General features: G+C 58.7%; 13 protein-coding genes and 9 pseudogenes. 14 read left to right on the top strand and 8 right to left on the bottom strand.

Annotated elements, in window-relative coordinates:
- Positions 1-302: 302 nt before the first annotated feature.
- Positions 303-533 carry an MFS transporter gene (locus H1B27_RS40405; protein ID WP_246515818.1) on the bottom strand — a complete coding sequence of 77 codons (231 nt, stop codon included), beginning with the start codon at positions 531-533 and terminating at the stop codon, positions 303-305.
- Between the two features lie 927 nt (positions 534-1,460).
- On the opposite strand from H1B27_RS40405, the pseudogene eutB reads away from it, so the two are divergent.
- Together eutB and eutC are read left to right on the top strand one after the other, a co-directional pair.
- Positions 1,461-2,438, top strand: a pseudogene (eutB, locus tag H1B27_RS30920) (hydroxyectoine utilization dehydratase EutB); the annotation flags it as partial.
- A gap of 7 nt (positions 2,439-2,445) precedes the next feature.
- On the top strand, positions 2,446-3,438 hold the full coding sequence (eutC, locus tag H1B27_RS30915) for an ectoine utilization protein EutC (protein ID WP_197968640.1): 993 nt from the start codon (positions 2,446-2,448) through the stop codon (positions 3,436-3,438).
- A gap of 248 nt (positions 3,439-3,686) precedes the next feature.
- On the opposite strand, the gene H1B27_RS41285 is transcribed toward eutC, so the two are convergent.
- The 3 genes from H1B27_RS41285 to H1B27_RS30900 all read right to left on the bottom strand — a co-directional run bounded on the left by H1B27_RS41285 (position 3,687) and on the right by H1B27_RS30900 (position 6,399).
- Positions 3,687-3,824 (bottom strand): hypothetical protein, encoded by a 138-nt coding sequence (locus tag H1B27_RS41285; RefSeq protein ID WP_197968639.1) that lies wholly within the window; start codon positions 3,822-3,824, stop codon positions 3,687-3,689.
- A 193-nt stretch (positions 3,825-4,017) separates the two neighbouring features.
- A complete protein-coding gene (locus H1B27_RS30905; protein ID WP_197968638.1) occupies positions 4,018-4,443 on the bottom strand; it encodes a tyrosine-type recombinase/integrase in 426 nt (141 codons plus the stop codon).
- Between the two features lie 999 nt (positions 4,444-5,442).
- Positions 5,443-6,399, bottom strand: coding sequence for a cupin-like domain-containing protein (locus tag H1B27_RS30900; protein ID WP_197968637.1), 957 nt, complete (start codon positions 6,397-6,399; stop codon positions 5,443-5,445).
- Between the two features lie 965 nt (positions 6,400-7,364).
- Between H1B27_RS30900 and H1B27_RS40395 the strand changes: the two genes are divergently transcribed.
- Together H1B27_RS40395 and H1B27_RS40390 are read left to right on the top strand one after the other, a co-directional pair.
- A complete protein-coding gene (locus tag H1B27_RS40395; RefSeq protein WP_197968636.1) occupies positions 7,365-7,586 on the top strand; it encodes a hypothetical protein in 222 nt (73 codons plus the stop codon).
- A 6-nt stretch (positions 7,587-7,592) separates the two neighbouring features.
- Complete coding sequence (locus H1B27_RS40390; RefSeq protein WP_197968635.1) at positions 7,593-7,889, top strand: hypothetical protein; 297 nt, start codon at positions 7,593-7,595, stop codon at positions 7,887-7,889.
- Positions 7,890-8,466: 577 nt separating this feature from the next.
- On the opposite strand, the pseudogene H1B27_RS40895 reads toward H1B27_RS40390, so the two are convergent.
- Positions 8,467-8,976 (bottom strand): annotated as a pseudogene (locus H1B27_RS40895) (integrase core domain-containing protein); the annotation flags it as partial.
- A gap of 233 nt (positions 8,977-9,209) precedes the next feature.
- On the opposite strand from H1B27_RS40895, the gene H1B27_RS41280 reads away from it, so the two are divergent.
- The 3 genes and pseudogenes from H1B27_RS41280 (at position 9,210) to H1B27_RS30870 (ending at position 10,968) form a co-directional block, all read left to right on the top strand.
- The gene (locus tag H1B27_RS41280; protein WP_197968634.1) at positions 9,210-9,665 is read left to right on the top strand and encodes a transposase; all 456 of its coding nucleotides are present in this window, start codon (positions 9,210-9,212) and stop codon (positions 9,663-9,665) included.
- Positions 9,566-10,209, top strand: a pseudogene (gene tnpC / locus H1B27_RS30875) (IS66 family transposase); the annotation flags it as partial. The gene H1B27_RS41280 and the pseudogene tnpC (H1B27_RS30875), both read left to right, overlap by 100 nt.
- A gap of 582 nt (positions 10,210-10,791) precedes the next feature.
- Positions 10,792-10,968 (top strand): hypothetical protein, encoded by a 177-nt coding sequence (locus H1B27_RS30870; RefSeq protein WP_246515816.1) that lies wholly within the window; start codon positions 10,792-10,794, stop codon positions 10,966-10,968.
- A gap of 98 nt (positions 10,969-11,066) precedes the next feature.
- On the opposite strand, the pseudogene H1B27_RS40385 reads toward H1B27_RS30870, so the two are convergent.
- A pseudogene (locus H1B27_RS40385) lies at positions 11,067-11,403 on the bottom strand (IS21 family transposase); the annotation flags it as partial.
- A 348-nt stretch (positions 11,404-11,751) separates the two neighbouring features.
- Between H1B27_RS40385 and ectB the strand changes: the two are divergent.
- Positions 11,752-12,999, top strand: coding sequence for a diaminobutyrate--2-oxoglutarate transaminase (ectB, locus tag H1B27_RS30865; protein ID WP_197968659.1), 1,248 nt, complete (start codon positions 11,752-11,754; stop codon positions 12,997-12,999).
- Between the two features lie 121 nt (positions 13,000-13,120).
- Here ectB and H1B27_RS30860 read toward each other — a convergent pair.
- Positions 13,121-13,536 (bottom strand): annotated as a pseudogene (locus H1B27_RS30860) (transposase); the annotation flags it as partial.
- A gap of 26 nt (positions 13,537-13,562) precedes the next feature.
- Here H1B27_RS30860 and tnpA point away from each other — a divergent pair.
- The 5 genes and pseudogenes from tnpA to H1B27_RS30835 all read left to right on the top strand — a co-directional run.
- On the top strand, positions 13,563-13,961 hold the full coding sequence (tnpA, locus tag H1B27_RS41275) for an IS66-like element accessory protein TnpA (RefSeq protein ID WP_376709010.1): 399 nt from the start codon (positions 13,563-13,565) through the stop codon (positions 13,959-13,961).
- On the top strand, positions 13,958-14,305 hold the full coding sequence (tnpB, locus tag H1B27_RS30850; RefSeq protein ID WP_197968631.1) for an IS66 family insertion sequence element accessory protein TnpB: 348 nt from the start codon (positions 13,958-13,960) through the stop codon (positions 14,303-14,305). Before tnpA ends, tnpB begins: the two co-directional genes overlap by 4 nt.
- A 70-nt stretch (positions 14,306-14,375) precedes the next feature.
- Positions 14,376-16,033 (top strand): annotated as a pseudogene (gene tnpC / locus H1B27_RS30845) (IS66 family transposase).
- 912 nt (positions 16,034-16,945) lie between these two features.
- A pseudogene (locus H1B27_RS41270) lies at positions 16,946-17,187 on the top strand (transposase); the annotation flags it as partial.
- A gap of 497 nt (positions 17,188-17,684) precedes the next feature.
- A pseudogene (locus H1B27_RS30835) lies at positions 17,685-18,863 on the top strand (2-isopropylmalate synthase); the annotation flags it as partial.
- Positions 18,864-18,950: 87 nt separating this feature from the next.
- Here H1B27_RS30835 and H1B27_RS30830 read toward each other — a convergent pair.
- Positions 18,951-19,178 (bottom strand): annotated as a pseudogene (locus H1B27_RS30830) (transposase); the annotation flags it as partial.
- Between the two features lie 624 nt (positions 19,179-19,802).
- Here H1B27_RS30830 and H1B27_RS30825 point away from each other — a divergent pair.
- A complete protein-coding gene (locus H1B27_RS30825) occupies positions 19,803-20,393 on the top strand; it encodes a hypothetical protein (protein ID WP_197968629.1) in 591 nt (196 codons plus the stop codon).
- Positions 20,394-20,653 lie beyond the last annotated feature (260 nt).

The following is a 20,653-nucleotide window of genomic DNA, read 5'->3' as shown; positions in this document are numbered from 1 at the left end:
GCGCCCAGATCGACTCTCCGATCGCGCCGGTTGCCACGGCTCATTTCAGCACATTCCTGGTGGACGGCGAATTGGTGATGCATCGCACGCTCGAAACAGCGGCGCCAGTCAACTGTCGGCGCGACAGCCGCGACGGCTCCGTCACGATTTTCCAGACGACTGCGTCACAAAGCACCCCATTGAGCACGAAAAGCTGCAATTGCGCTCGCGATCGCAACCACAATGCCGCCGATCGCGGGTCCGAAACTGTACGCGATGCTGAAGCTGATGCCGCTGAGCATAACCGTCGCCGGCAGCGCGCCTCAGTCGGAACCTGCTCGCTGACAGAGGGTTGCCAGGCAGGGCCCATCAGTGCGGCGCCGCTGCCGATCAGAAAGACAGAGTGCAAGCAACAGATTTGGTGTGGTGAGACTCAGCCACTCGAGCGCAATGAGCGCGGTCGCGCCGAAAAGCGCGATCGAGACCGCAACCAGCGCCACGAGGCGACGGTCATACGTGTCGGCAATGGCGCCGGCGGGCAAGGAGATCAGCATCACTGCAGCATTAGGGCCGTCTGCACCCGCGCGACCATGTCGCCCCCTCAGTAGGTCTGTCAAGGAATCCCACGAGTCCACACCAGCTAAGGGCACAGTAAATATCAGCCAACAGACCAGGATTTCTGGTCGACAAGGCCACCGAATGTGACGACCGGGCGACGAGGCCTCTTTGGTGAAGATGCAAGACGCGTCATGCGGGCAAGCTCGTCCGCCCTCATGATCTGTGTGGTTGATTCTATGACCAGCCTCGCTTTGACGCCGTCCTCAACCGAGCGCCTCGGCCGACGCCCGCGATTTACGTCTTGCGAACTCGTATGGATACGCGCCACGGCATTTGATTGCGAAATAGGCAGCAGGCCGCGGCGTCGAACATTGTGTCCCGTCGGCGTAGGCTACCTGTTCTTAGGTTTTATCCATTGATGGATGAGTACTCTGGTCCGCATAATCCGGCTCCCATCGAAAAACCGCGCCCAAGACACTCTGACATGCGAGAACGGGCCTACAAATTCTTCCTCGGAGAAGCGATAGGCCGGAACAGCACGGATGAGTCTGCCGCTACCCTGCCGTTCGCGAAAGGAAGCGGACGAGATTACGAGCGAGTCGCCGGAAGGCACGCGCGTACCCCTCGTCATCTGTATCAGTTTTCACAGTCTGAATCGGAACCCTAACACGCCCCTATTCGGATTTTAACCCTTCACCATCCTAAGCTGGCGTTTCGATCATGAGTTGGCCGTAAAAACTAACTTTTGGAAGTATGAAATTCTGCACACCTTGCCGCTTATTCTCCCATTTCCTTCGCCGTCGAAGCCAACTTCGATTATGTGTGCTTTCCTATCGGTGATATCCCAGTGGCCGCACGAAAGTGGTCGGCCAGCGGGTGCCTTGGATCGCTTTGTTGCTGTCACAAGGGAGTGGAGCGGGACGATGATTGGGCTCAATACAATTCAGGAAGCACGCAGGCGTATCGCGAGCCACGTCCTTTTGACGCCCCTTGTGCCTTCACACACGCTGTCTGAAATTGCGGGCGTCCCGGTGAGCTTAAAGCTGGAGCACCACCAAAAGACTGGTAGTTTCAAACTCCGTGGTGCGACCAATGCCCTCCTTCAACTTTCTGAGGCAGAGAGGACTCGGGGAGTTGTTACAGTTTCAACTGGCAATCACGGCCGCGGGCTCGCTCACGTGGCGCGCGCAATTGGATCTCGCGCCACAATCTGCATGTCCCGGCTTGTCCCGGAGAACAAGGTATTGGAAATCCGTCGTTTAGGCGGCGACATTCGCATCGTAGGTCAATCACAAGACGATGCATTGGCGGAGGCTGAACGTCTGGCTGACGAGCATGGGCTTGTGATGCTTTCGCCATTCGATAATCCCGAGATCGTGGCAGGTCAAGGAACGGTTGGTTTAGAAGTGGTTGACGCGATGCCAGATGTTGCAACGCTTATAGTGCCGCTCTCCGGTGGAGGACTGGCCGCCGGTGTCGCAGCGGCGGTCAAGGGGCTGCGGCCCAATGCTAAAGTAATCGGCGTCACGATGGAGCTCGGTGCCGCTATGAAGGCGAGCTTGAACGCCGGGCATCCTGTGCAAGTCGAGGAGTGGCCAAGTCTCGCTGACTCGCTGGGTGGAGGGATCGGACTCAGAAATACGTTGACCTTCCCGATGTGTCAATCGCTTCTAGATGACGTTGTTCTTCTTAGCGAAAGTGAAATCGCCGCCGGAATTCGCCATGCCTACGAGCAGGAGCGCGAGATCCTGGAAGGTGCGGGCGCGGTGGGCATTGGAGCGCTACTTGCTCGCAAGATTCCCGAATTGAAGGGCCCCGTCGCCCTCGTCCTCTCCGGGCGGAACATCGACGTGGAGCTTCATCGTCGCGTTGTGAACGGCGAGAACGACCCATTCAAGGAGCCAACTAATGGCAAAACTGAAAGTTCTGACAGAGCGCGAGTTAAAGAACATCATTCCACTCGACGTCGAGGCGGTGCAATGCGTTGAGAGCGCATTTCGCGCGCTTGCCACAAAGGCCGTGGCAATGCCCCCTATCCTGCGTCTCGACATTCCAGAATATCGCGGCGAAGTCGATGTGAAAACGGCTTATGTTCCTGGACTCGATGGCTTTGCCGTAAAAATCAGTCCTGGATTTTTTGATAATCCGAAGATTGGCTTGCGAAGCACCAACGGCATGATGGTGCTGCTCTCAAGCAAGACCGGTCTAGTACAAGCTATCATGTTGGACAACGGTTATCTCACGGATGTTCGGACCGCGGCTGCGGGGGCCGTGGCTGCAAACTATCTCGCCCGTCCGAAAGCTTCCGTCGCGGCAATCCTGGGTGCGGGTGTGCAGGCGAGATTGCAACTTCAAGCGCTTACACTCGTTCGCCCTATTTCAGAAGTACGCTTATGGGCGCGGAACCTATCGAAGGCAAAGGCGGTCGCTCAAGAACTCTCGAACCAGCTCGGCATTGTGGTCACCGCCTGTTCGGAGCCCAGAGAGGCTGTAGCTGGCTCACATGTTGTCGTGACCGCAACGCCTGCGAATGAGCCAATTTTTAGCGCTGATTGGTTGGAGCCCGGCCAGCACGTAACAGCAGTGGGTTCGGACGCCGAACACAAGAATGAAATAGATCCAGCCGCGATCGCCCGTGCGGACCTTTATGTCCCAGACAGCCTCAAGCAAACTATGCGACTCGGTGAACTCCACCACGCTATTGCGACCAAAGCGGTTGCGAGCTCCGTACTTTTTCCAGAGCTTGGCGACATTGTCTCCGGAGCCAAATTGGGCCGAGTCAACCAAGGTCAAATCACGATCGCTGACCTCACTGGCACAGGGATTCAAGATACAGCGATCGCTACCTTCGCCTTTGCCCGGGCGGAAGCGGCAGGGGCGGGTATCGTTTTTGATAGCTGATCTGAGCCCTCGGCCCATGCCGGCGGGGCAACCGTGCCTCCTGACCTTGGCAATGACCGTGCTTTGCACATTGACGGGTCGAGCCTTCGGAGTGGGCGCGCGACGAGTTGCATGCCCACTGAGCCAATATTGGAAGCCATTTTGCTCGTCTTCCCGTTCATTCCCAACAAAACTCCAGACCGCTGTCGCAGCATTTCTTTCGTCTGAGCGCCGTGACTTTCTTGTCACCCGCTGCACCGGTCGCAAGTTCAGCCTCCCAGCACGGTGCCAACCGGCGGCGGCGGCTTTTCACATTTACGCATCTTGTCGCGGGTCAGACCGGCAACGGCTTCCGCCATGAACCGCGGCTGCCAGCGCCACACCACCGGCTTAGCCTTGAGCCGCATATCTCGGTCGTGCCACGGCCATCGGGCGTCCCCAGGATGATTTTGGTCCGCCAAACGTGCTTTTGGGGCGCATGCGACGCCCGACGATCGCCTCAGGCTGATTGCAATCGTCAGGCGTGGCCTTCACCATAATGACTGCTCTCATGACACCCGCTTGTCGAGGCCGGCATTTGCCGGCTTTGCGGCAAGCCTCTTACAGCGTGGCGACGCTCACTGGATTGTCCGGATCGCCGCCCGGAAACAGCCAATGGCGCGGTTTGGTCAGACACCAGTAGGATCGCAGGGTGCTGAGCAGCCGCGGCGACAGCATCACGTAACGATGCTTGCCGCCCTTACTTGCAGTGATCAGGATCAGCATGCGCCTGCTGTCGATCGCGCCGGGCTTCAGGCGGCTGACCTCGCCGACCCGTAGGCCGGCAGCGTAGGCCGTCACCAGCGCAACGCGGTTACGCAGGACCGGTACAGCCTCCAGGAAACGGGCGACTTCCTCCTCACTCAGCACCAGCAGTTGCTTGATCGGCTCGTGAGCCGAAATGATGTTCTCAATCGCCTCCTTCCGTCCGAGCGTCACCGCATAGAAGAAGCACAACGCGCGCGTCACTTGGCTTGATGTGGGCACAACCGCTTCAACCCGATCAGCTGCAGTTGGTACGTGCGCACCTGCGCAAGGCTGAACTTGTCAGGCGATCGGCCGAAATGTCAGCTAAAGTTCGCAACCGCGTCGACATAGGATTGCTGCGTCGATGGTGACAAGTTGCGCACCGTCATATCCTCGATCATGCAGCGGCGTAGCGGGCTCTTAGGACATACAGGCTTATAACCAGTTCTTCTGCGGCGCGGAGTTCTTCCAGCACCTGTTGGTGCTCAAGCTGCGCAATCCTACGCCAGGCTGGGCAAGAGTTCGCGCTGATCAAGCATCAGCGCTATGCCTGCGCGTTCCAGACGATCGTGATCACCAATTCCAGCCCATCGTGATCACTCTTGAACGAACCCGCTCCGCGGGAGGGCGTGGCGAGGCCGTTTATCTGAGGGGCATCTGTTTGAGAGGATTGGACTTCAGGTCCGTCCGTGTCGCCCGGAAAATCGGCGCTTGATCAACCGCTTGGATGGTTCTTCACGGAGGACTCGATGCGGCCACCCTCGCAAGGTAGGCGCGTCGGCAAGCGCGCACCAGGCACGCATCTGCAGGCTGTCTTGGGCCTGATCGTCAGCGCCGATCGCAAGATGATCTGCCGCCGCTCAGCCATCCTTTGGACGCGAGTCTGCGCGACAGGTGGTTGCACGATCTCGCTACGAGTAACCGATCGGCTACCTCGGGCTGTCGTGCTGCGGCGCTACGCCGTCCGTACATGAAATATTGAGGCCGACGTGCGCGAGCAAACGCACTCGAGCACCATAGGCGGGCAATTATCTCTCTCGCGAGGAGAGTGCAGGTGACTATGTCGGTCAGTGGCACAGGCGATTTCCATTGCGTTCCCGGTATCCGTCCCCGGGAGGTGCACTCGGTTTGCTGTCACAATGTTCGCGAATCCTCGCCACATCTGATTCGAAATCTCGAATGTCGTTGCTCATTACGGTCCCATCGACGTGTTCGGGCGCTTCTCTGCGCCTCGTCTTGTCAACTTACATAGCTCAAGTATGGCCGGTACAACGAAAAGGTGATGGCTTCAGGTATTTTGGCGATTACCGCCAATGCCGTGATCGCATTGTAATAAATTACCTTTCTCGGCATTCCCTTGTAGCATTGCGCCAGCGCATGCAATACGCTCCGATTGGTGTGCCAATCAATATTGAAGGAAATCGAGGACGATAAGCTGCGAACGTGGTGGAGGGTTCCGGGCGGCATATACAGCATGTCGCCGGCACTTACGGTGATAACTATGGGCGTCGTTTGCCGATACTGCGGAAAGCGCACATAGTCCGGCTGCTCGGGGTCCACATCAAACCACCTCCAACCGCGGCGCCCACAATACGCAGCTTGGTTCGCTGGCAGGATCGTGAACTGCTTCTCGCCGTAGATCTGGAAGAAGAGATTGTGGCTAAGTAGGCTGTCGAAGTGGAGCGGAGTAACCGTGCCTGCTGGACCCATGAAGAACTGCGAGTAGCGCCACCAATGCCGACGATACCAGGGACTAAGAAAGTTTGCGGGAAAGGGCTGACAATCGCTAGCTAGACTTTCAACTAGCCCGAGCAATGGAATGTCGTGGCAGTACGGGATAGGCGCCGGGTCAGATGAGACACCATCCCCGACAGGCGGCTGCCCCATGATGAGCCGCACGTATTCTGCTAGGCGCCAAGACGAGACTTTGATGTCGCCGTTCTTAAGCGTCTTGACGGGCACAGCAAGTGACCCGGCGACCTGATCAAAATACTGAGGGGACCAGCGCTGGCAGGCACTCCAAGCCGCGCACGCGCCACGTACGAGAACCGGCCGCATTGCATCTCGGTAATTCGTCCCAAAGTCCCAGTCGGATAGGTGTGTTACGATGGGAACCGATGACGAGCCTGAGTCTTCCGCCGTCGACAATAATCGATCGCATGGCGCTTGTGGCGTTCCTGCTTTGATTTCAGCCATTTTGGTGCTCTTTGCGAAGTGATTACATTGAAGAACGACTTCCAACTTCGCCAGCGGTCAGGAACACCGGCCAGCAGACCAGCAGAGCATATGACCCTTGCGACTGTTTCATTCGTCTTCCGAAGTCTTCCTATTGTTTGAATAGGGCTCCGTGTGGCTCAGAGTATATGGCGCGCCGAACTTTGAAACTACCAAGATCGATAGCTCATATTGTTGTCACCGAGCAGCATCGAATGCTCAAGAATTCCAGTGATGGTTTGTAAGATTATCGTCCCGCAATTCACGTGTGAGGCGCGTGTGATCACGGCGGATTCGGGCGAGTGACATCGCCCCATGTTTTATCCAATCCTGAGTTCGCCCGTGGCAATAGTGTTGGGCGGTGATAGCGACGGGAGCTAGGGCGGAGCCTTCGGCATAGCACAGGGCCAGTATCCGGCGCGGATTGTAGTTGCTGGCGAACTCGGACGGGGATCTTCCATCCGAGCTGCGAGTGCGGTCGAGTGTTGTTGTACAACGACGTTTGAGAACGCCCACAGGACCGTTCTTCGTGAGGTTCTTTATCGCTTCGTCCTTGGTTTGGTCCCCGAGTTTGTGTTCATGGGGCTGTCGACAAGGCTGCTGATGTCGTTTTTCGCTGCACGCTGGTGGGGCGCGATCGGATCATTGGCTGGAAGTTCCGGCATGGATGTTCGACCGGACGGCATTCCCTGACGTCCAGCGTTTGACAGCCCAGCCGTTTGTCAGCATCGACGAACTTGCGGCGCCCTCAGCGCTTCTCGATCTGCCGTTGGAGGATCGAACGCCATCAGCTGGCCCCTACGAGTACAGTCTCGATCTGCCGGTGAAGCAGACCAATGGCGGCACGGCCTGGCCGCGACCGAGCTACTCCGCGATCCACCGGTCATTGAGAACCCGACTATGCCTATGGTAAGACGGCTGTGGCGGCGGGATACAGCGCCGTGGGCGTGAGCGTGAAGATCCGCCGCAAGGCGCGCAACGAATGGCTGGCGTTGAAGCCCAACACCCACAAAGGGTATGTGAGTTGGCAGAAGTTCGAGGCGATCCGCACCATGCTCAGCAGCAACGTTCCCACGGGTCGGCATCACGGTGCGCCCAAGCATGGTGATGCGCTGCTGGCCGGTCTGATCCGGTGCAAGCGCTGCGGCCGCGAGCTCACACTCTGGTAGTCCGGCATGAAGCACCATATCCCGCGCTACAGCTGCAGCCGTGCCTGGATGGATAATGGCGACCCTCACTGCATCGTCTTTCGCGGATTGCGCGTCGATGATGGGATCGAGGAAACCCTGCTTGGCGTTGTCGGCCCAGGCGCGATCGCCGCTGCAACCGCTGCTGCCAAGGAGGCCGAAGAACGACAGGATCAGGTGCGCGATGCCCCCAGTCGCGATCTGGAAGCGGGCACGCTTTGCCGCAGACCGGGCTTTCCGGCAATACGATGCCGCCGACCCCACGGGCCGGCTGGTGGCGAGTGAACTTGAAGCGCGCAGAAACAGGGCACTCGCTCACGCGGCGGAGGCCGAGGGGCAAGATCGCTATGCAGGTGCGGGGACGCCTGCACCCATTGCTGATCCGGCTTTACTAGTCGTTCTCGCCTAGAACCTCAAAACGGTCTGGAATGCGCCGACGACGGATGCTCGCTCAAGAAACGCATTGTACGCACCTTCGTCGATGAGGTCGTGGCCGATATCGACGACGCAGCGTCCGAGATCATCTCATCGTCCACTGGGTGGGTGGCGCTCATAGCGAGTTGCGCTTGCCCAAGCGCCAGCGCGGACAGCGCAACAGCACTTCTGCTGATATTATCCAAGCCGTGCGTCAACCGGTGCTGATCACCAGCGACGATCTGGCCTCCTCAACCGCAACGGCTTCAAGACGGGCAACGGGAATCGCTGGACCCGCGAGCGCGTCACAGGAGGCGGCTGGATCGAAGCCCTGCTTGAACGGCGTCGGCCCTCGGTCGTCGCCATCGCCGTCGCCAATAAGTTGGCCCGGATCGTCTGGGGGATGATGACACCGGGGAATTCTATCGGCCTAAGCTGGCGGCCTGAGCTACCGCGCATGCTGGCCACATTGTGGTGCGAGGGCAGATGATAGCATGATGGAAACCGGCGGAGCTGGGGATCGAGCAAGCCCGAAGAGCTTTAAGCGCAACAAGCGGGTCCCGTTGATGAGGCCTCGATCCGCGATGTCCATCAGGGCCAGCGGCCATGCCATCGGTCGCGCTAACAGGCCGCATACATGAACGCACCCGATCGGTATCCGAAAGTGCTGCTGAAATCCCTTGCATCCGCGGGGCCGTCTATACATGAAGCTTTCGATGAAGGCATTCTGCATGGGCTTGCCCGGCGCGATGTAGTGCCATGCCGCGCGGCTCTGATCAGCCCATGTCAGGATGACGTTGCTGGTGAGCTCGCTGCCGTTGTCCCTGACCACCATCTTCGGCTTGCTGCGTCCGGTGATCAGTCATTCAGTTTCAGGACCACCCGGGGTACCCGCGAGCGAGGTATCGGCCACCAGCGCAAGGCTCTCGCGGCTGCAGTCATCGCTCACGGTCAGGATACTCGGCGTCGGCCGTGCTCATCCGGCGTGTCCGATCTGGTCGAGACATTCATAGGCGCGAGATGCACCACGACTTTCAGAACGTTGGCGGTAAGCGTGGCGCCGAGGCCCTTCAGATTGCTTGTGCGCAGTCTTGGGAGCACCGTTAGAAGAGTCATCTTCGGTAAGGGTGCTCACAATGGATGAGCATTCGGACGACATAAGACGACCCTTGTCGCCGCGTATTGAAGTGTATGCTGGCGTGGGTCGAAAAGCGCTGGCCGGACGAGAAGGCACAGATCGTCGCTGAGAGCTTCCAGCCGGACGCGGCTGTAACGGACATCGCGCGCCGCCATGGCTGCCGGCCACAGCAGGTGCACGGCTGGCGGCGCATCGCGCATTTGGGCCAATTGTCGCTTCCCGCCTCGGCGGATACAGTATCGTTCGTGCCGTTGGTGTCGGAATCTTCGCGGCCGACGGCTGCGGAGCTTTCCGGATCGCCGGAAGCAGCCGTTGTTACGGTTGAGCTCCTGGGTGTGCGGGTAGAGGTACGCGGAGCGCCTAGCTTTGCCGTGCTGAGTGATATGTTTATGGCGTGCCGAAACACAACTTCTGGGCGCTGTCGCGCGATGACAGGGCTTGGGCCGGGCCTGACCCGCCTGGCGTGGCTTACGCCTATGCACCGGGCCGGGGTGCCGTTCATGGCTTGAAGTTGCTCGAGGGCTATCGCGGCATCATCCATTGTGACGGCTATGAGGCCTATAAGACCATGACCCGCGCGATACGTGGGGACGCGCTGTCTGGGACGCTCGCCTTCTGCTGGTCGCATCTGCGGCGCCAGTTTGTGAAGATCGAGCGCGAGGCTGCCCCGGCGCCGGCTCCCGTTGCCCACGAGGCGCTTGACCGCATCGCCCAGCTCTACGCGATCGAGAAGGCACTGCGCGGTCGAACCGCGGCCGAACGCCGCGCTGGCCGGCAGGCGCATGCCCAACCTCTGGCCGCGGCGTTGAAGCAGTGGTTTGAGGCAAAGCTTGGTGACCTCGCGCAGAAGAGTGAAACGGCGAAGGCTTTGCGCTGTGCGCTGCGTCATTGGGACGATCTGACGCTCTATCTTGATGACGGGCGCATTGAAATGGACACCAACGCGGTCGAGCGTGCGATGCGGCCGATGAAGCTCAATGCCAAGAACGCTCCGTTCGCTGGTTGCGACGAGGGTGCCGAAATTGGGCATTGCTGGCGTCGCTGATTGAGACGGCCCTATGCCCAGCGCGGTATAGGGCCGTTTATGCCGCCCGCCGAACTATGCCGGGTGGGGTCGTTTTCCCCAGATCTAGCCGACCGGCGTTTGGTCGGTTCGGCATAGTTCGTTCTGTGCCTCCGCTTTCAACAGCGGAGAACAGGAAGATGCAAGTTGAAGAGTACTTGGGCCGAAGCCGGCTGTACCGGCGTCTCAGAAGCGGGCCGCACGGACAGTTCGTCGAGCGGTACGCCGCTCGTCTCGTCGAAGAGAGGCTCGTTCAGCACGGCACGTGGCGTTGCCTCAACGTGGTTGGCGAGCTCCTGAGTTGGATCGCGGGCCGTCACTACAAGCTGGTCGATCTCGATGAGCAGGTCGTTGAGCGGTACCTCCGACCTCGAAGCGGGAGGCAATCTATCCAACCCGGTGACGGAGCTGTGCTCAAGCGATGGCTGTCGATGCTGCGCGAGTAAGGCGCGATCGCGGCGTTGGTGCTACCGCCTCTCACCCCGCACGAACGAATCTTCAAGGAGTTCGATGCCGACCTGCGATCAGAGCGCGGCTTGGCCCCGAGGTCTATCGTCCGCCATCTCCCAGTCATGCGCATGTTCCTGCACGAGGTGTACTCCGGCGGCGCCGGCGCCCTGTGCAAGATCAGCCAAGAGGACGTGATCCGCTACGTTGAGCGCCACGCCCAGGATTGGAGCCCGGGAACAGGCAAGGCGATGTGCTGGTCGTTGCGAGCCTTTCTCCGTTACTCCACCATCGGGGGCTGAACTCGCGCCCGTTGGCGGATTGCGTCGTCAAGGCGCCAATCAAAAAGGCCGCAGAGCCACGCTTACCGTTGGCGGGATCAAGGGCCAAGCGAGCGCAGGTTGATGTCGGCCACTCGGCCGGCATCCAGATCAGCTGCGAGTATTCAGCGAGGCCAGCCGCGCAGCCGCGCTCATGAGCGAGTGTGAGCAGGTCGACGTTGATCCAACAGGCCTTCTTGTTCGGCAAGCGTTCACACAGAACTCGAAGTTCCGGCGGTCGGCGTCACATGGGAGCAGCCGGTCGCGATAGACCAGATTGAGAAGCGCCATTGGCTTGCGCAAGCAATGGACAACGTGCCGATAATCGAGGTCCTGGTCGTACTTGCTATTGGGATTTGCGCGCCCGCGCTGGAGTCGAGTAATGCTCGATGGGGGTACGTGGTCCGTCTGAATTCGGGAGTGCGCCTTCGCCACGGCTTGAGATCGTTCTCGCTGCTCTCGGCGCCCATGCACGCCCAACAGTTCCGTCCCACGCACGCAGACAGCTCAAATCAGCGATCATCCGCTCGTTAATCGATCCAGACGTAACACTCTCAATGACAGAAGACTACCGCACTTAGTAGGTTCGCTGTTCCCAATTCTGAGGTAAGTGAGTCGAGCCATTCTGGTGAACAGTATCACGCAACTCCGCCGAAATGCGCGTACGACCGGTCCTATGTCCACACTTGGCGCAGCCGATTAAAGCGTCATTGAAAACTTGCGGAGAAGATGACCATGGAGGGAGTGATTGATACACGGCGTGAGATGAAGGCGTTTGAAGCCCTAGAATCAAACGTCCGCTCATACTCACGTTTGTTCCCGGCTATGTTCAGTCGAGCGCGCGGATCGATTATGTTTACGGAGGATGGTCGAAGGATCATCGACTTCTTCTCCGGTGCTGGAACGCTGAACTATGGCCACAACGATCACACGATCAAAGCTGCTATTGCTGAGTATCTAGCGTCGGATGCCGTCGTCCACGGGCTTGACATGGCCACTCCTGCAAGGTCGGAATTCATGGAGACTTTCAGCTCTGTCATACTCCGGGAGCGGGGGCTGCAATACCGCTTCCAATTCACGGGGCCAACTGGTGCTAATGCGATTGAGGCAGCTTTAAAGCTGTCTCGCAAAGTCACAGGACGGCAAAATACGATTTCATTCACGCATGGATATCATGGCATGAGTCTAGGAGCCATGGCTGCGACCGGTAATCATTTTTATCGGGCAGGCAGCGGCGTTTCTTTGTCTGGCGCAACTTTCATGCCCTATGATGGCTATCTTGGGCCAGCTGTTGATACTGCTGACTACCTGCGAAAGGTATTGCTGGACAAGAGTAGCGGCGTCGACGCTCCAGCGGCCATTCTTGTCGAAACTGTGCAGGGAGAAGGCGGTATAAACGTGGGTAGCAGGCAATGGTTGCGATCAATTCAGACCATAGCAAAAGATGCTGGCGCTCTTTTCATAGTCGACGACATTCAGATGGGCTGTGGTCGTACGGGAGAATTCTTTAGCTTCGAGTTCGCAGCATTGTCGCCAGATATTGTTGTACTGTCGAAATCGCTAAGTGGCTATGGTCTGCCATTGTCAATGTTGTTGATCAAGGAGGAGCTAGACGCGTGGCGGCCAGGAGAGCACACTGGCACATTTCGAGGAAACAACCTTGCGCTTGTATCTGCAACGGCAGCGATAAACATTTATTGGCGCAGTCGGTCGTTCTCGCAGGGGGTTCAGCACATCGGAGGGCTTATGCGGAACCGACTCGAGGCCATTGCAGCCGGGCATCGAAACAGTTTTGCTGTTCGAGGACGGGGTATGGCGATGGGGTTTGACTGCCAAATGGCCGAAATCGCGGAAGCGGCGGCGCGCAAGGCCTTCGATAAGGGATTGGTCATCGAACGATGCGGACCCGATGACCAGGTCGTAAAGTTCTTGCCCGCACTCACGATCGATCTTGAGACACTGAATCAAGGTCTTGACATATTTGAGCAATCTTTGGCCGAAACATTGAAATAGCCCAGCGTCGCAGTCAGTATCTGCTTCAACCAGGCGAGGCCAGAATGGGGTAGGACTTTCATGACTCAACCTCGCGCGTTGGCGCAAAATGGCAGTGCTTATGCTTCGATCCTTGGCAGCGCAATGTGCGCAGATCTGTTGCTGCTGACAGATCGGCAAGACAGTATTTCTTCTCCCCCTGACGTCCTGTGTTAGCCGATCCGCCAGACCTCCTCGTCGCGAAGATGCTGCTGGTCCTTGATCCGCTGCGGCGGCAATCCGCCCCGAACGGCGGCAAAACGGGCTTTCAGTCGGACCTTGGCCTCGTTCGCGAGCTCACATTTTGCCAGTTCGAACCGGCGAGCATGTCTTCGGTTGCCCTCGAGAGGATGTCCGGAATGTGCCGCTTGCAGGAACTGGCCAGATTAGCTTGGCGCAGACGGGGTAAACCTTGAGGTGACGGGGGATGCCAGCGGCCCAGGTAAGCCCGCATGCCGTGAGCTCTTATCGAAACGGCGCGCTGAGGCCGTATCTCGCATCCGCCAGCACAGAACCGAAGCCACGTCGCCTCCCATCACGTGGTCATGTGGCGAATGCAGGTCAAGGTGCTGGGTGCCGAGCGTCGGCGCCGGTGGAGTTACGACGAGAAGGTTCGCCTGGTTGAGGAGACTTTGCAAGCTGGCGAGACTGTGTGCGGCGTTGCGCGCCGGCATGGAATGGCTCAGAGCCTGCTGTTCACCTGGCGTCGGCAGGCGCGCCAGAGCCGCCTAGGCGGCGAGGCTATGCCGGCTCTTGTTCCCGTCGAGATCACATCCACGCCGGCTCCGGCGTCGACGTACGCACCGCAGCCGTCATCTTCGCCTCCTGCAGCGTGCGAGGGTCGGAATAATCGAGATCGACTTGGCGGCTGTCGCGTGCGCGTTGACCGGGACGTGGACACCGAGGCATTGCAGCGGGTCCTTGAGCTTCTGAGGCGGCGATGATCCCGATCCCGAGCGGCGTCCGGGTCTGGATCGCGACTGGCCACACCGACATGCGCCGCGGGATGCGAAGCTTGGCTCTTACGGTTCAGGAGAGCTTGAAGCGCGATCCTCATGCCGGCGATCTCTATATCTTCCGGGGTCGTCGCGGCGATCTGGTCAAGATCCTCTGGCACGATGGGTTGGGCATGTCGCTCTACGCCAAACGCCTGGACCGCGGCAAGTTCATCTGGCCCTCAGCGTCAGCTGGTGCGGTGTCGATCTCGGCCGCGCAGATGGCTTATATGCTCGAAGGCATCGATTGGAGGAATCCCCAACTCAGCTGGCGACCGTTGAGCGCTGGCTGAGCGCAGGAATCTGCGGCCTTTGGCATTTTGGGGAATCACAACGCGTCCCATCTGTGATTCACTGCGTCGCATGATTACTGATCGCGACGCTGCTCCGGCTGACGTTTGCCGCCCTGAAAGAGGCGCTGGCAGTCGAGCGCGCCAACGGTTTGGAGATCGCTGCTGAACTCGCGGTCGCCCGCGAAGGCGTCGGAATGCAGCCCTGATCGCCCAGCAGAAACTTCGGATCGCCAAGCTTGAACGCCAGATTTATGGACAGCGGTCGGAGCTCTCGTCGCGGCTGATCGAGCAATTGGCATTGACGTTCGAAGAGCTGGAGCTCGACGCCGCCGAGGACGAACTGGCGACTGAACAGGCCGTAGCCAAGACGACGACCGTGCGGGGATTTATCCGCAAGCGCGTCGAACGCCAGACCTTCCCTGAGCATCTGCCACGCGAGCGCGTGGTGATCGATCCACCAACGGCTTGCGAGTGCCGTGGCAGCAATCGCCTGCGCAAGCTCGGCGAGAACGTGACGCGGACGCTGGAAGTGGTGCCGCGCCAGTGGAAGGTGATCGAGACGGTCCGGGAGAAGTTCTCCTGCTGCGACTGTGAGAAGATCAACCAGACGCCGGCGCCGTTCCATGCCATTCCCCGGGGATGGGCCGGCCCGAGCCTTCTGGCCATGATCGTGTCCGGGAAGTTCGGCCAGCATCAGCCGCTAAACCGCCAGGCCGAGCGCTATGCTCTGGAGGGCGTGCCGATCGCGCTGTCGACCATGGCGGATGCCGTGGGATCGGCCCGTGCCTCGCTGGATCTCCTCCTGCGCCGCCTCGAAGGCCATGTGAAGGCCATGTGATGCCGGCCGAGCGCCTTCATGCCGATGACACAACCGTACCGGTGGTGGCCAAGGGCAAGACCGACACCGGACGGTGCTGGGGCTACGTCCGGGACGACCGGCCGTTTGGCGGTGCGGGTCCGCCGGCAGCGATGTTCTACTACTCACGTGATCGCAAGGACGAGCATCCCCAGGCGCACCTGGCAGGCTATGCCGGCATCCTGCAGGCCGACGCCTATGACGGACATAACCAGCTCTATCTGGGCGGGCGGCAACCTGCACCAATCCGAGAGGCAGCGCGTTGGGTCCATGCGCGGCGCCCGTTCTTCGCCATGGCCGACATTGAAGCGAATGCGCGACGCAAGGCTGCGGGCAAAAAAGAGATCCTGTTGTCCCTCATCGCTGTCGAGGTCGTGCGTCGGATCGATGCGCTGTTTGAGATCGAGCGCTCCGTCAATCGCAAGAGTGCCGAGGAGCGCCTAGAGGTGCGGCAGACGCTGAGCCGACCCCTGGTCGAGGATCTTCAGGTCTATATGCGCGAACAGCTCGCCAAACTGGCCCGTGGGCACGACCTGGCCAAGGCATTCAATTACATGCTGAAGCGCTGGGCGAGCTTCATTCTGTTCCTCGAGGACGGGCGAGTTTGCCTCTCAAACAATGCCGCCGAGCGGGGGTTACGAGACATCGCGCTTGGGCGAAAGGCCTAGCTGTTCTGCGGCTCTGACCGCGGCGGGCGGCGCGCTGCGGCCATGTACAGCCTGATCGTCATGGCCAAAATGAACGGGGGCGATCCGCAGGCCTGGCTCACGGACATCATGGCCCGCATCGCCGCCCATCCGGATCATCGGCTGGACGAGCTCTTGCCATGGAATTGGACGCCGGTGTCAGCGATCTCCGCTCAAGCCGCATGACCACTCACGTCAACAAGGTCCATCACGTCACCACTATTACCAAGATTTGCAGAAGGACCTCGGTGAAGACGAAGACTGGCTGCGCGACATCGCCCTTGGGATGGACGTCGAGGACGGGCTCATCTGGGTCTCAAGGAGAATCCTGCGCTGCTCGGGCGGTGACCGCGATGCCTGGGGCCTACGCCGGATGGATACCTCTCTGGCTTGGATCGTGGCGCTCGGTATTCGACCGGTACGCCGGCGCGCTTCAAAACCTATCGTATAACTTGTTCAGTTCTCGGGGAGGGAAAGACGCTGTAAGCATCACTGGCACCTCACCACGCGCAAGCGTCAGCGTAATTGCGACCGTTGGCTGAGCTGGATACGCCATGAAGCTTAGCGACTCGAAGTAAGCCCTGATGATGCGAGGAACGCCACGTTCAAGCAAAAGGGCGCGGTACGAGGCGTCTTTCTAGCACTTCGGTGCAACTCTCACCCTGGCTGATTCGACTTGCGCGGCAAATCGAGAGCGGACTCAACTGACCCGATGAGCTATATCATGGCGCTCTCCAACAAAGAAGCATAACCATGGCAATCGGCGCGTGAGGATGTGACTTTAGCTGTGGTCTAACCTGAACCATTGTCTCATCTTTACAGGCTGAGTGTCGTAGCCTGCTCGAAGTTCCTCCCCGTAGCTTATGGCAGCGATTTCAGTTTCAACTAGATTGACGCTGTTTCGTCAAGCTGCATCCGATCCATGATCACTGCGCACTCCGTGCGCTGGCGCGATCTTTGTGCTTTTGCTTGGCCATTGAGGCCTTTCTTGCCACGGTGAGGGACTTGAGGCGACCCGGATGGGACGACCTCTTCTATCGCCGCGATAGTTTTGCAGTGAACCGACTGGCGATAATCCAAATGATCGTTGGCAGAACTAGCTACGATGGTGACGGCTTTCGCGCCGAAATCGTCGATCGCGGCGCCAAGCCCGTCATCCCGAACAAATCCAACACGGTGACTTCCCACAGCTTCAGCAAGCGCGCCTATAAGGGCGCAACGTCATCGAGCTTTGCTTCTGCAGGCTCAAGGATTTCAGGCGTGTCGCAACGCGCTATGACAAACTTGCCAGGAATTTCTTGGCTGCCGTCCACCTCGCTGCCATCGTCTCCTATTGGATGCAATTGAGTCTGGACCCTAGCAAAGTTGATAGTATGCACCGTAAGGCCGGTGGTGTAGCTTCTCTTGAAGAAAGAGTTGCGGTGCGCCCAGTGATCAGACGGGGCGGTCAGACACAGTTCGCGGTCTCGCGCGAGCACAATGTGCGCGGCGAATAAGTAGCAGGAGCCAACGATATCAAGAACCTGCTTACGCAACCGAGCGGATTGGAGGCTTGGATTGCTCATCTTTGATCGACTCCAGAAGGAAGTCGTCGACGCAAGCACAACGGCAGCGCCAGCTTACTCCTCAGCAGCCCAACCACAGCGTTAACTCCGCAGGGCCAGTGTCTGATATGAAGCGCACCAGTGCGAAGCGACGATGCGCCGTTAACAGTTGCCGAAAGGTGATCTCCGTGGATCCTGTTGGGACTGCTATCGCGAGGGAGTATTCTCGTGTCAGCTGCCTATAACGGAGCCAACGTTTTTGGCACAAGTTAGCAAGTAGAAAGGACGGTTCTATGATTTCTTTAACCCCGACCGCTAAGAGCGAACGAATCCTTGTCTTCGATACAACCTTGCGTGACGGTGAGCAGTCGCCAGGCGCGACAATGACTCTTGAAGAAAAGCTTCGGATAGCGGAGATGCTCGACAACATGAGAGTTGACGTAATCGAGGCGGGCTATCCAGCCGCATCGAAAGCAGAGTATGCAGCTGTACATGCGATTGCCAAACAGACAAAGGATGCCGTGGTATGTGGACTGTCGCGTGCTACGCGCGAAGACATCGATCGTTGCGCCGAGGCGATCAAGCCTGCAAAGCATGGCCGTATTAGTACGTTCATTTCCACTTCGCCGATCCACATGAAGTGGAAGCTTCAGATGGAAGAGGAGCAGGTTCACGAATTGGTAGTCGCCCAAGTAAAAAGGGCGAGAACTCATACTGACGACGTCGAGTGGTCCGGCGAAGACGCAACGCGCAGCGATCACGATTTCCTATGCCGTTGCATTGAGGCGGCGATCAACGCGGGAGCCACCACGATCAACCTACCAGATACTGTCGGCTATTCTACGCCGGAAGAATACGCGGCAATGGTTAGGATGGCGCAGGAACGCGTGCCCAACTCCCATAAGGTTAGGTTTTCGGTCCATTGTCACAACGATCTTGGGATGGCCGTTTCGAACTCCCTCGCTGGAATCCACGCTGGCGCTAGACAGGTTGAGTGCACGATCAACGGAATTGGTGAACGCGCAGGCAACGCGTCTCTGGAGGAAATCGTCATGGCTATCAAGGTTCGCGACGATGTACTGCCTTACTGGACCAATATTGAGACTCAGATGCTCGCCCGTGCCTCTAAGCTAGTAAGCGAGGTAACTTCATTTCCGGTACAGTACAACAAGGCGATCGTCGGTCGGAATGCGTTCGCGCACGAAGCCGGTATCCATCAAGATGGTATATTGAAGAATGCTCAGACATACGAAATTATGAAACCGGAGAGTGTTGGTGCAGAGCACACGTCGCTCGTAATGGGAAAGCACTCCGGCCGACATGCGTTCGCACGGAAGGCCCAGGAGCTTGGCTATCGGCACTCAGAGGCCACCTTAGAACACGCATTCGTGCAATTCAAAGCTTTGGCGGATCAAAAAAAACACATCTCCGATGACGATATCAGGTCCTTGGTTGCTGCCGCGCTGGCGCGACAGTAATTCCGGAGAAAGACTCGGCAAAACCAACGTAGCCCACCTTGGAGCCTCTAAATCAGCGGAATTCGTCCTAACGGGCCCGGCAATACTTTGGCAATTCGCCGTTTTTGCCGAGACTCGATGCAAATTGCGCAGCGACACCAACTGAGCGTTCGCCCCTTCTTCGGCATTGCCGTGTCATCGATGAACAGCACCGCAACCTGACGGCCGACGAGCCCGGTCGGCCCGAATGAGCAGTTCTGACGTTACCGGTGCCGCCTCCCAGATCCCATCAGCGACGCAGTGGTGCAACTGATCGCGATCGCCCGCTGCATGGCCCGCCCTCCAAAAGCCGCCACCTATGAATAATTGAAAGATGGATAACAACAAAAGCTGAAATATCTTACCCCCGCGGTAATTTCCACGAACACGTCAGTTAGGCCTAGCAAAGTTGATAGTATGCGCCGCAAGCCCGGCGTTGTAGCATCGCTTAGACAAAGAGAAGCGCTGCTCCCAGTGGTGAGATGGCGTGGTGCGACACATACTCTTGCGAGAGCGCGGATGGTGCGCGGCTACAGAAAGCAACGATGGCGAAGAACCTGAGACACCATCCGAAGAGTCCGCAGCGCGAGCAGCTAATCCATCTTGACGGCATTCGGCATGTCAAAACTGAAACCATGACGACTGACAAGTCGTCCTCTCGGTCAGTGGTGGCGTCGCTGCACACCACGGTTCTGCATCGCTCGATTTCGGGGCTCCCTGACGTCAACCGGAATGCGCTGGGTCCACGATTCCCAGTGAGAAGGCGAGCGAAGGAATCCGAGCCGTGACCATGAAGGTCGTCCATTTGGAGCCGATCGTTCCAAGCAATCTTTGCGAGCGACCTGACGGTCGAGATGGACTGCGCAGTTCTCGATGCGAGGCGGCTGTCTTCAACACCCCAGATGGTCGAAGACGATGACAATCAGCAAAGGATTGCAGGTTTACCCGAGAATAGAGTACCTGCGCAGGCTTGCCGCATTGAAAGCTGAAATGGGACGATGCGAAAACGGTGCCCTTGTCACAAACTCATCGAATATCACCTCTCTTACCGGCAGTTTTGCGCGGAGTTACTCACTTGATGGACTGGTAGTGATGGCCGACAAGAAGCGTCGACGCTCATCAGGCGTGCCGTCGATGTTTCGGCCGTTTGTCCACCCAACGTTCGTGGAGACGGGCAACGTGATCGGATATTCCGACGACTACGTCGGCAGGGCCAACAAGAACGGCTATGACACAGTGACCGATGTTCGCCATCAAGCCAGTTTGGCGAACTGCAGCGTGGGCATCGAATTCGACGGCAGCTACGGCTTGGGCTTGGGTATGACGACCCCGCACTTGGCGGAGAAGTTCAAGGAGAGGTTGGCGAAAAGCGTGGCCCGCACGAAGGTCGACTGGGTGCGTATCGTCATGTCCGACCTCGAGGTCGCCGTCATGCGGGATGCAGCCGCCATCGCCGATGCCGCCATCCTGTATTCCGCATCACCGAAACATGCGTGGGGGTACTGACGCGTGCGCCTCGGAAGCGTTTTGCGCTTTAGCCGGAGTCTTCGTCCATGACATTACACGCTTTCGGAAGCCTCGGGACGGAACGCGGGCTGCCGCCCGACGCCCGGCCCCCGCCGCGAGCACGATCCTGGATGCGGCCATTTTTGACTTCTCGATCATCTCGGACTCCATCGAGCGAGCTTCGCCAAATCGGGGCGCCGGGGGCGATCGGACACTCGAACCGACCGATGTCGCAGCCGTCGGGCGGTAGGTTGCGAGGT

The organism is Bradyrhizobium diversitatis (assembly GCF_016031635.1).
Lineage (GTDB): Bacteria > Pseudomonadota > Alphaproteobacteria > Rhizobiales > Xanthobacteraceae > Bradyrhizobium > Bradyrhizobium diversitatis.
This window is presented reverse-complemented; position numbering and strand designations above follow the sequence as displayed.

Excerpts from the sequence above, each read along its gene's own strand:
- H1B27_RS40405 (WP_246515818.1), bottom strand. The coding sequence starts at position 533 with ATGCTGATCTCCTTGCCCGCCGGCGCCATTGCCGACACGTATGACCGT.
- eutC (WP_197968640.1), top strand. The coding sequence starts at position 2,446 with ATGGCAAAACTGAAAGTTCTGACAGAGCGCGAGTTAAAGAACATCATT.
- H1B27_RS41285 (WP_197968639.1), bottom strand. The coding sequence starts at position 3,824 with ATGCGGCTCAAGGCTAAGCCGGTGGTGTGGCGCTGGCAGCCGCGGTTC.
- H1B27_RS30900 (WP_197968637.1), bottom strand. The coding sequence starts at position 6,399 with ATGGCTGAAATCAAAGCAGGAACGCCACAAGCGCCATGCGATCGATTA.
- H1B27_RS40390 (WP_197968635.1), top strand. The coding sequence starts at position 7,593 with ATGAAGCACCATATCCCGCGCTACAGCTGCAGCCGTGCCTGGATGGAT.
- H1B27_RS41280 (WP_197968634.1), top strand. The coding sequence starts at position 9,210 with ATGCTGGCGTGGGTCGAAAAGCGCTGGCCGGACGAGAAGGCACAGATC.
- H1B27_RS30870 (WP_246515816.1), top strand. The coding sequence starts at position 10,792 with ATGCGCATGTTCCTGCACGAGGTGTACTCCGGCGGCGCCGGCGCCCTG.
- ectB (WP_197968659.1), top strand. The coding sequence starts at position 11,752 with ATGAAGGCGTTTGAAGCCCTAGAATCAAACGTCCGCTCATACTCACGT.
- tnpA (WP_376709010.1), top strand. The coding sequence starts at position 13,563 with ATGTGGCGAATGCAGGTCAAGGTGCTGGGTGCCGAGCGTCGGCGCCGG.
- tnpB (WP_197968631.1), top strand. The coding sequence starts at position 13,958 with ATGATCCCGATCCCGAGCGGCGTCCGGGTCTGGATCGCGACTGGCCAC.
- H1B27_RS30825 (WP_197968629.1), top strand. The coding sequence starts at position 19,803 with ATGACAATCAGCAAAGGATTGCAGGTTTACCCGAGAATAGAGTACCTG.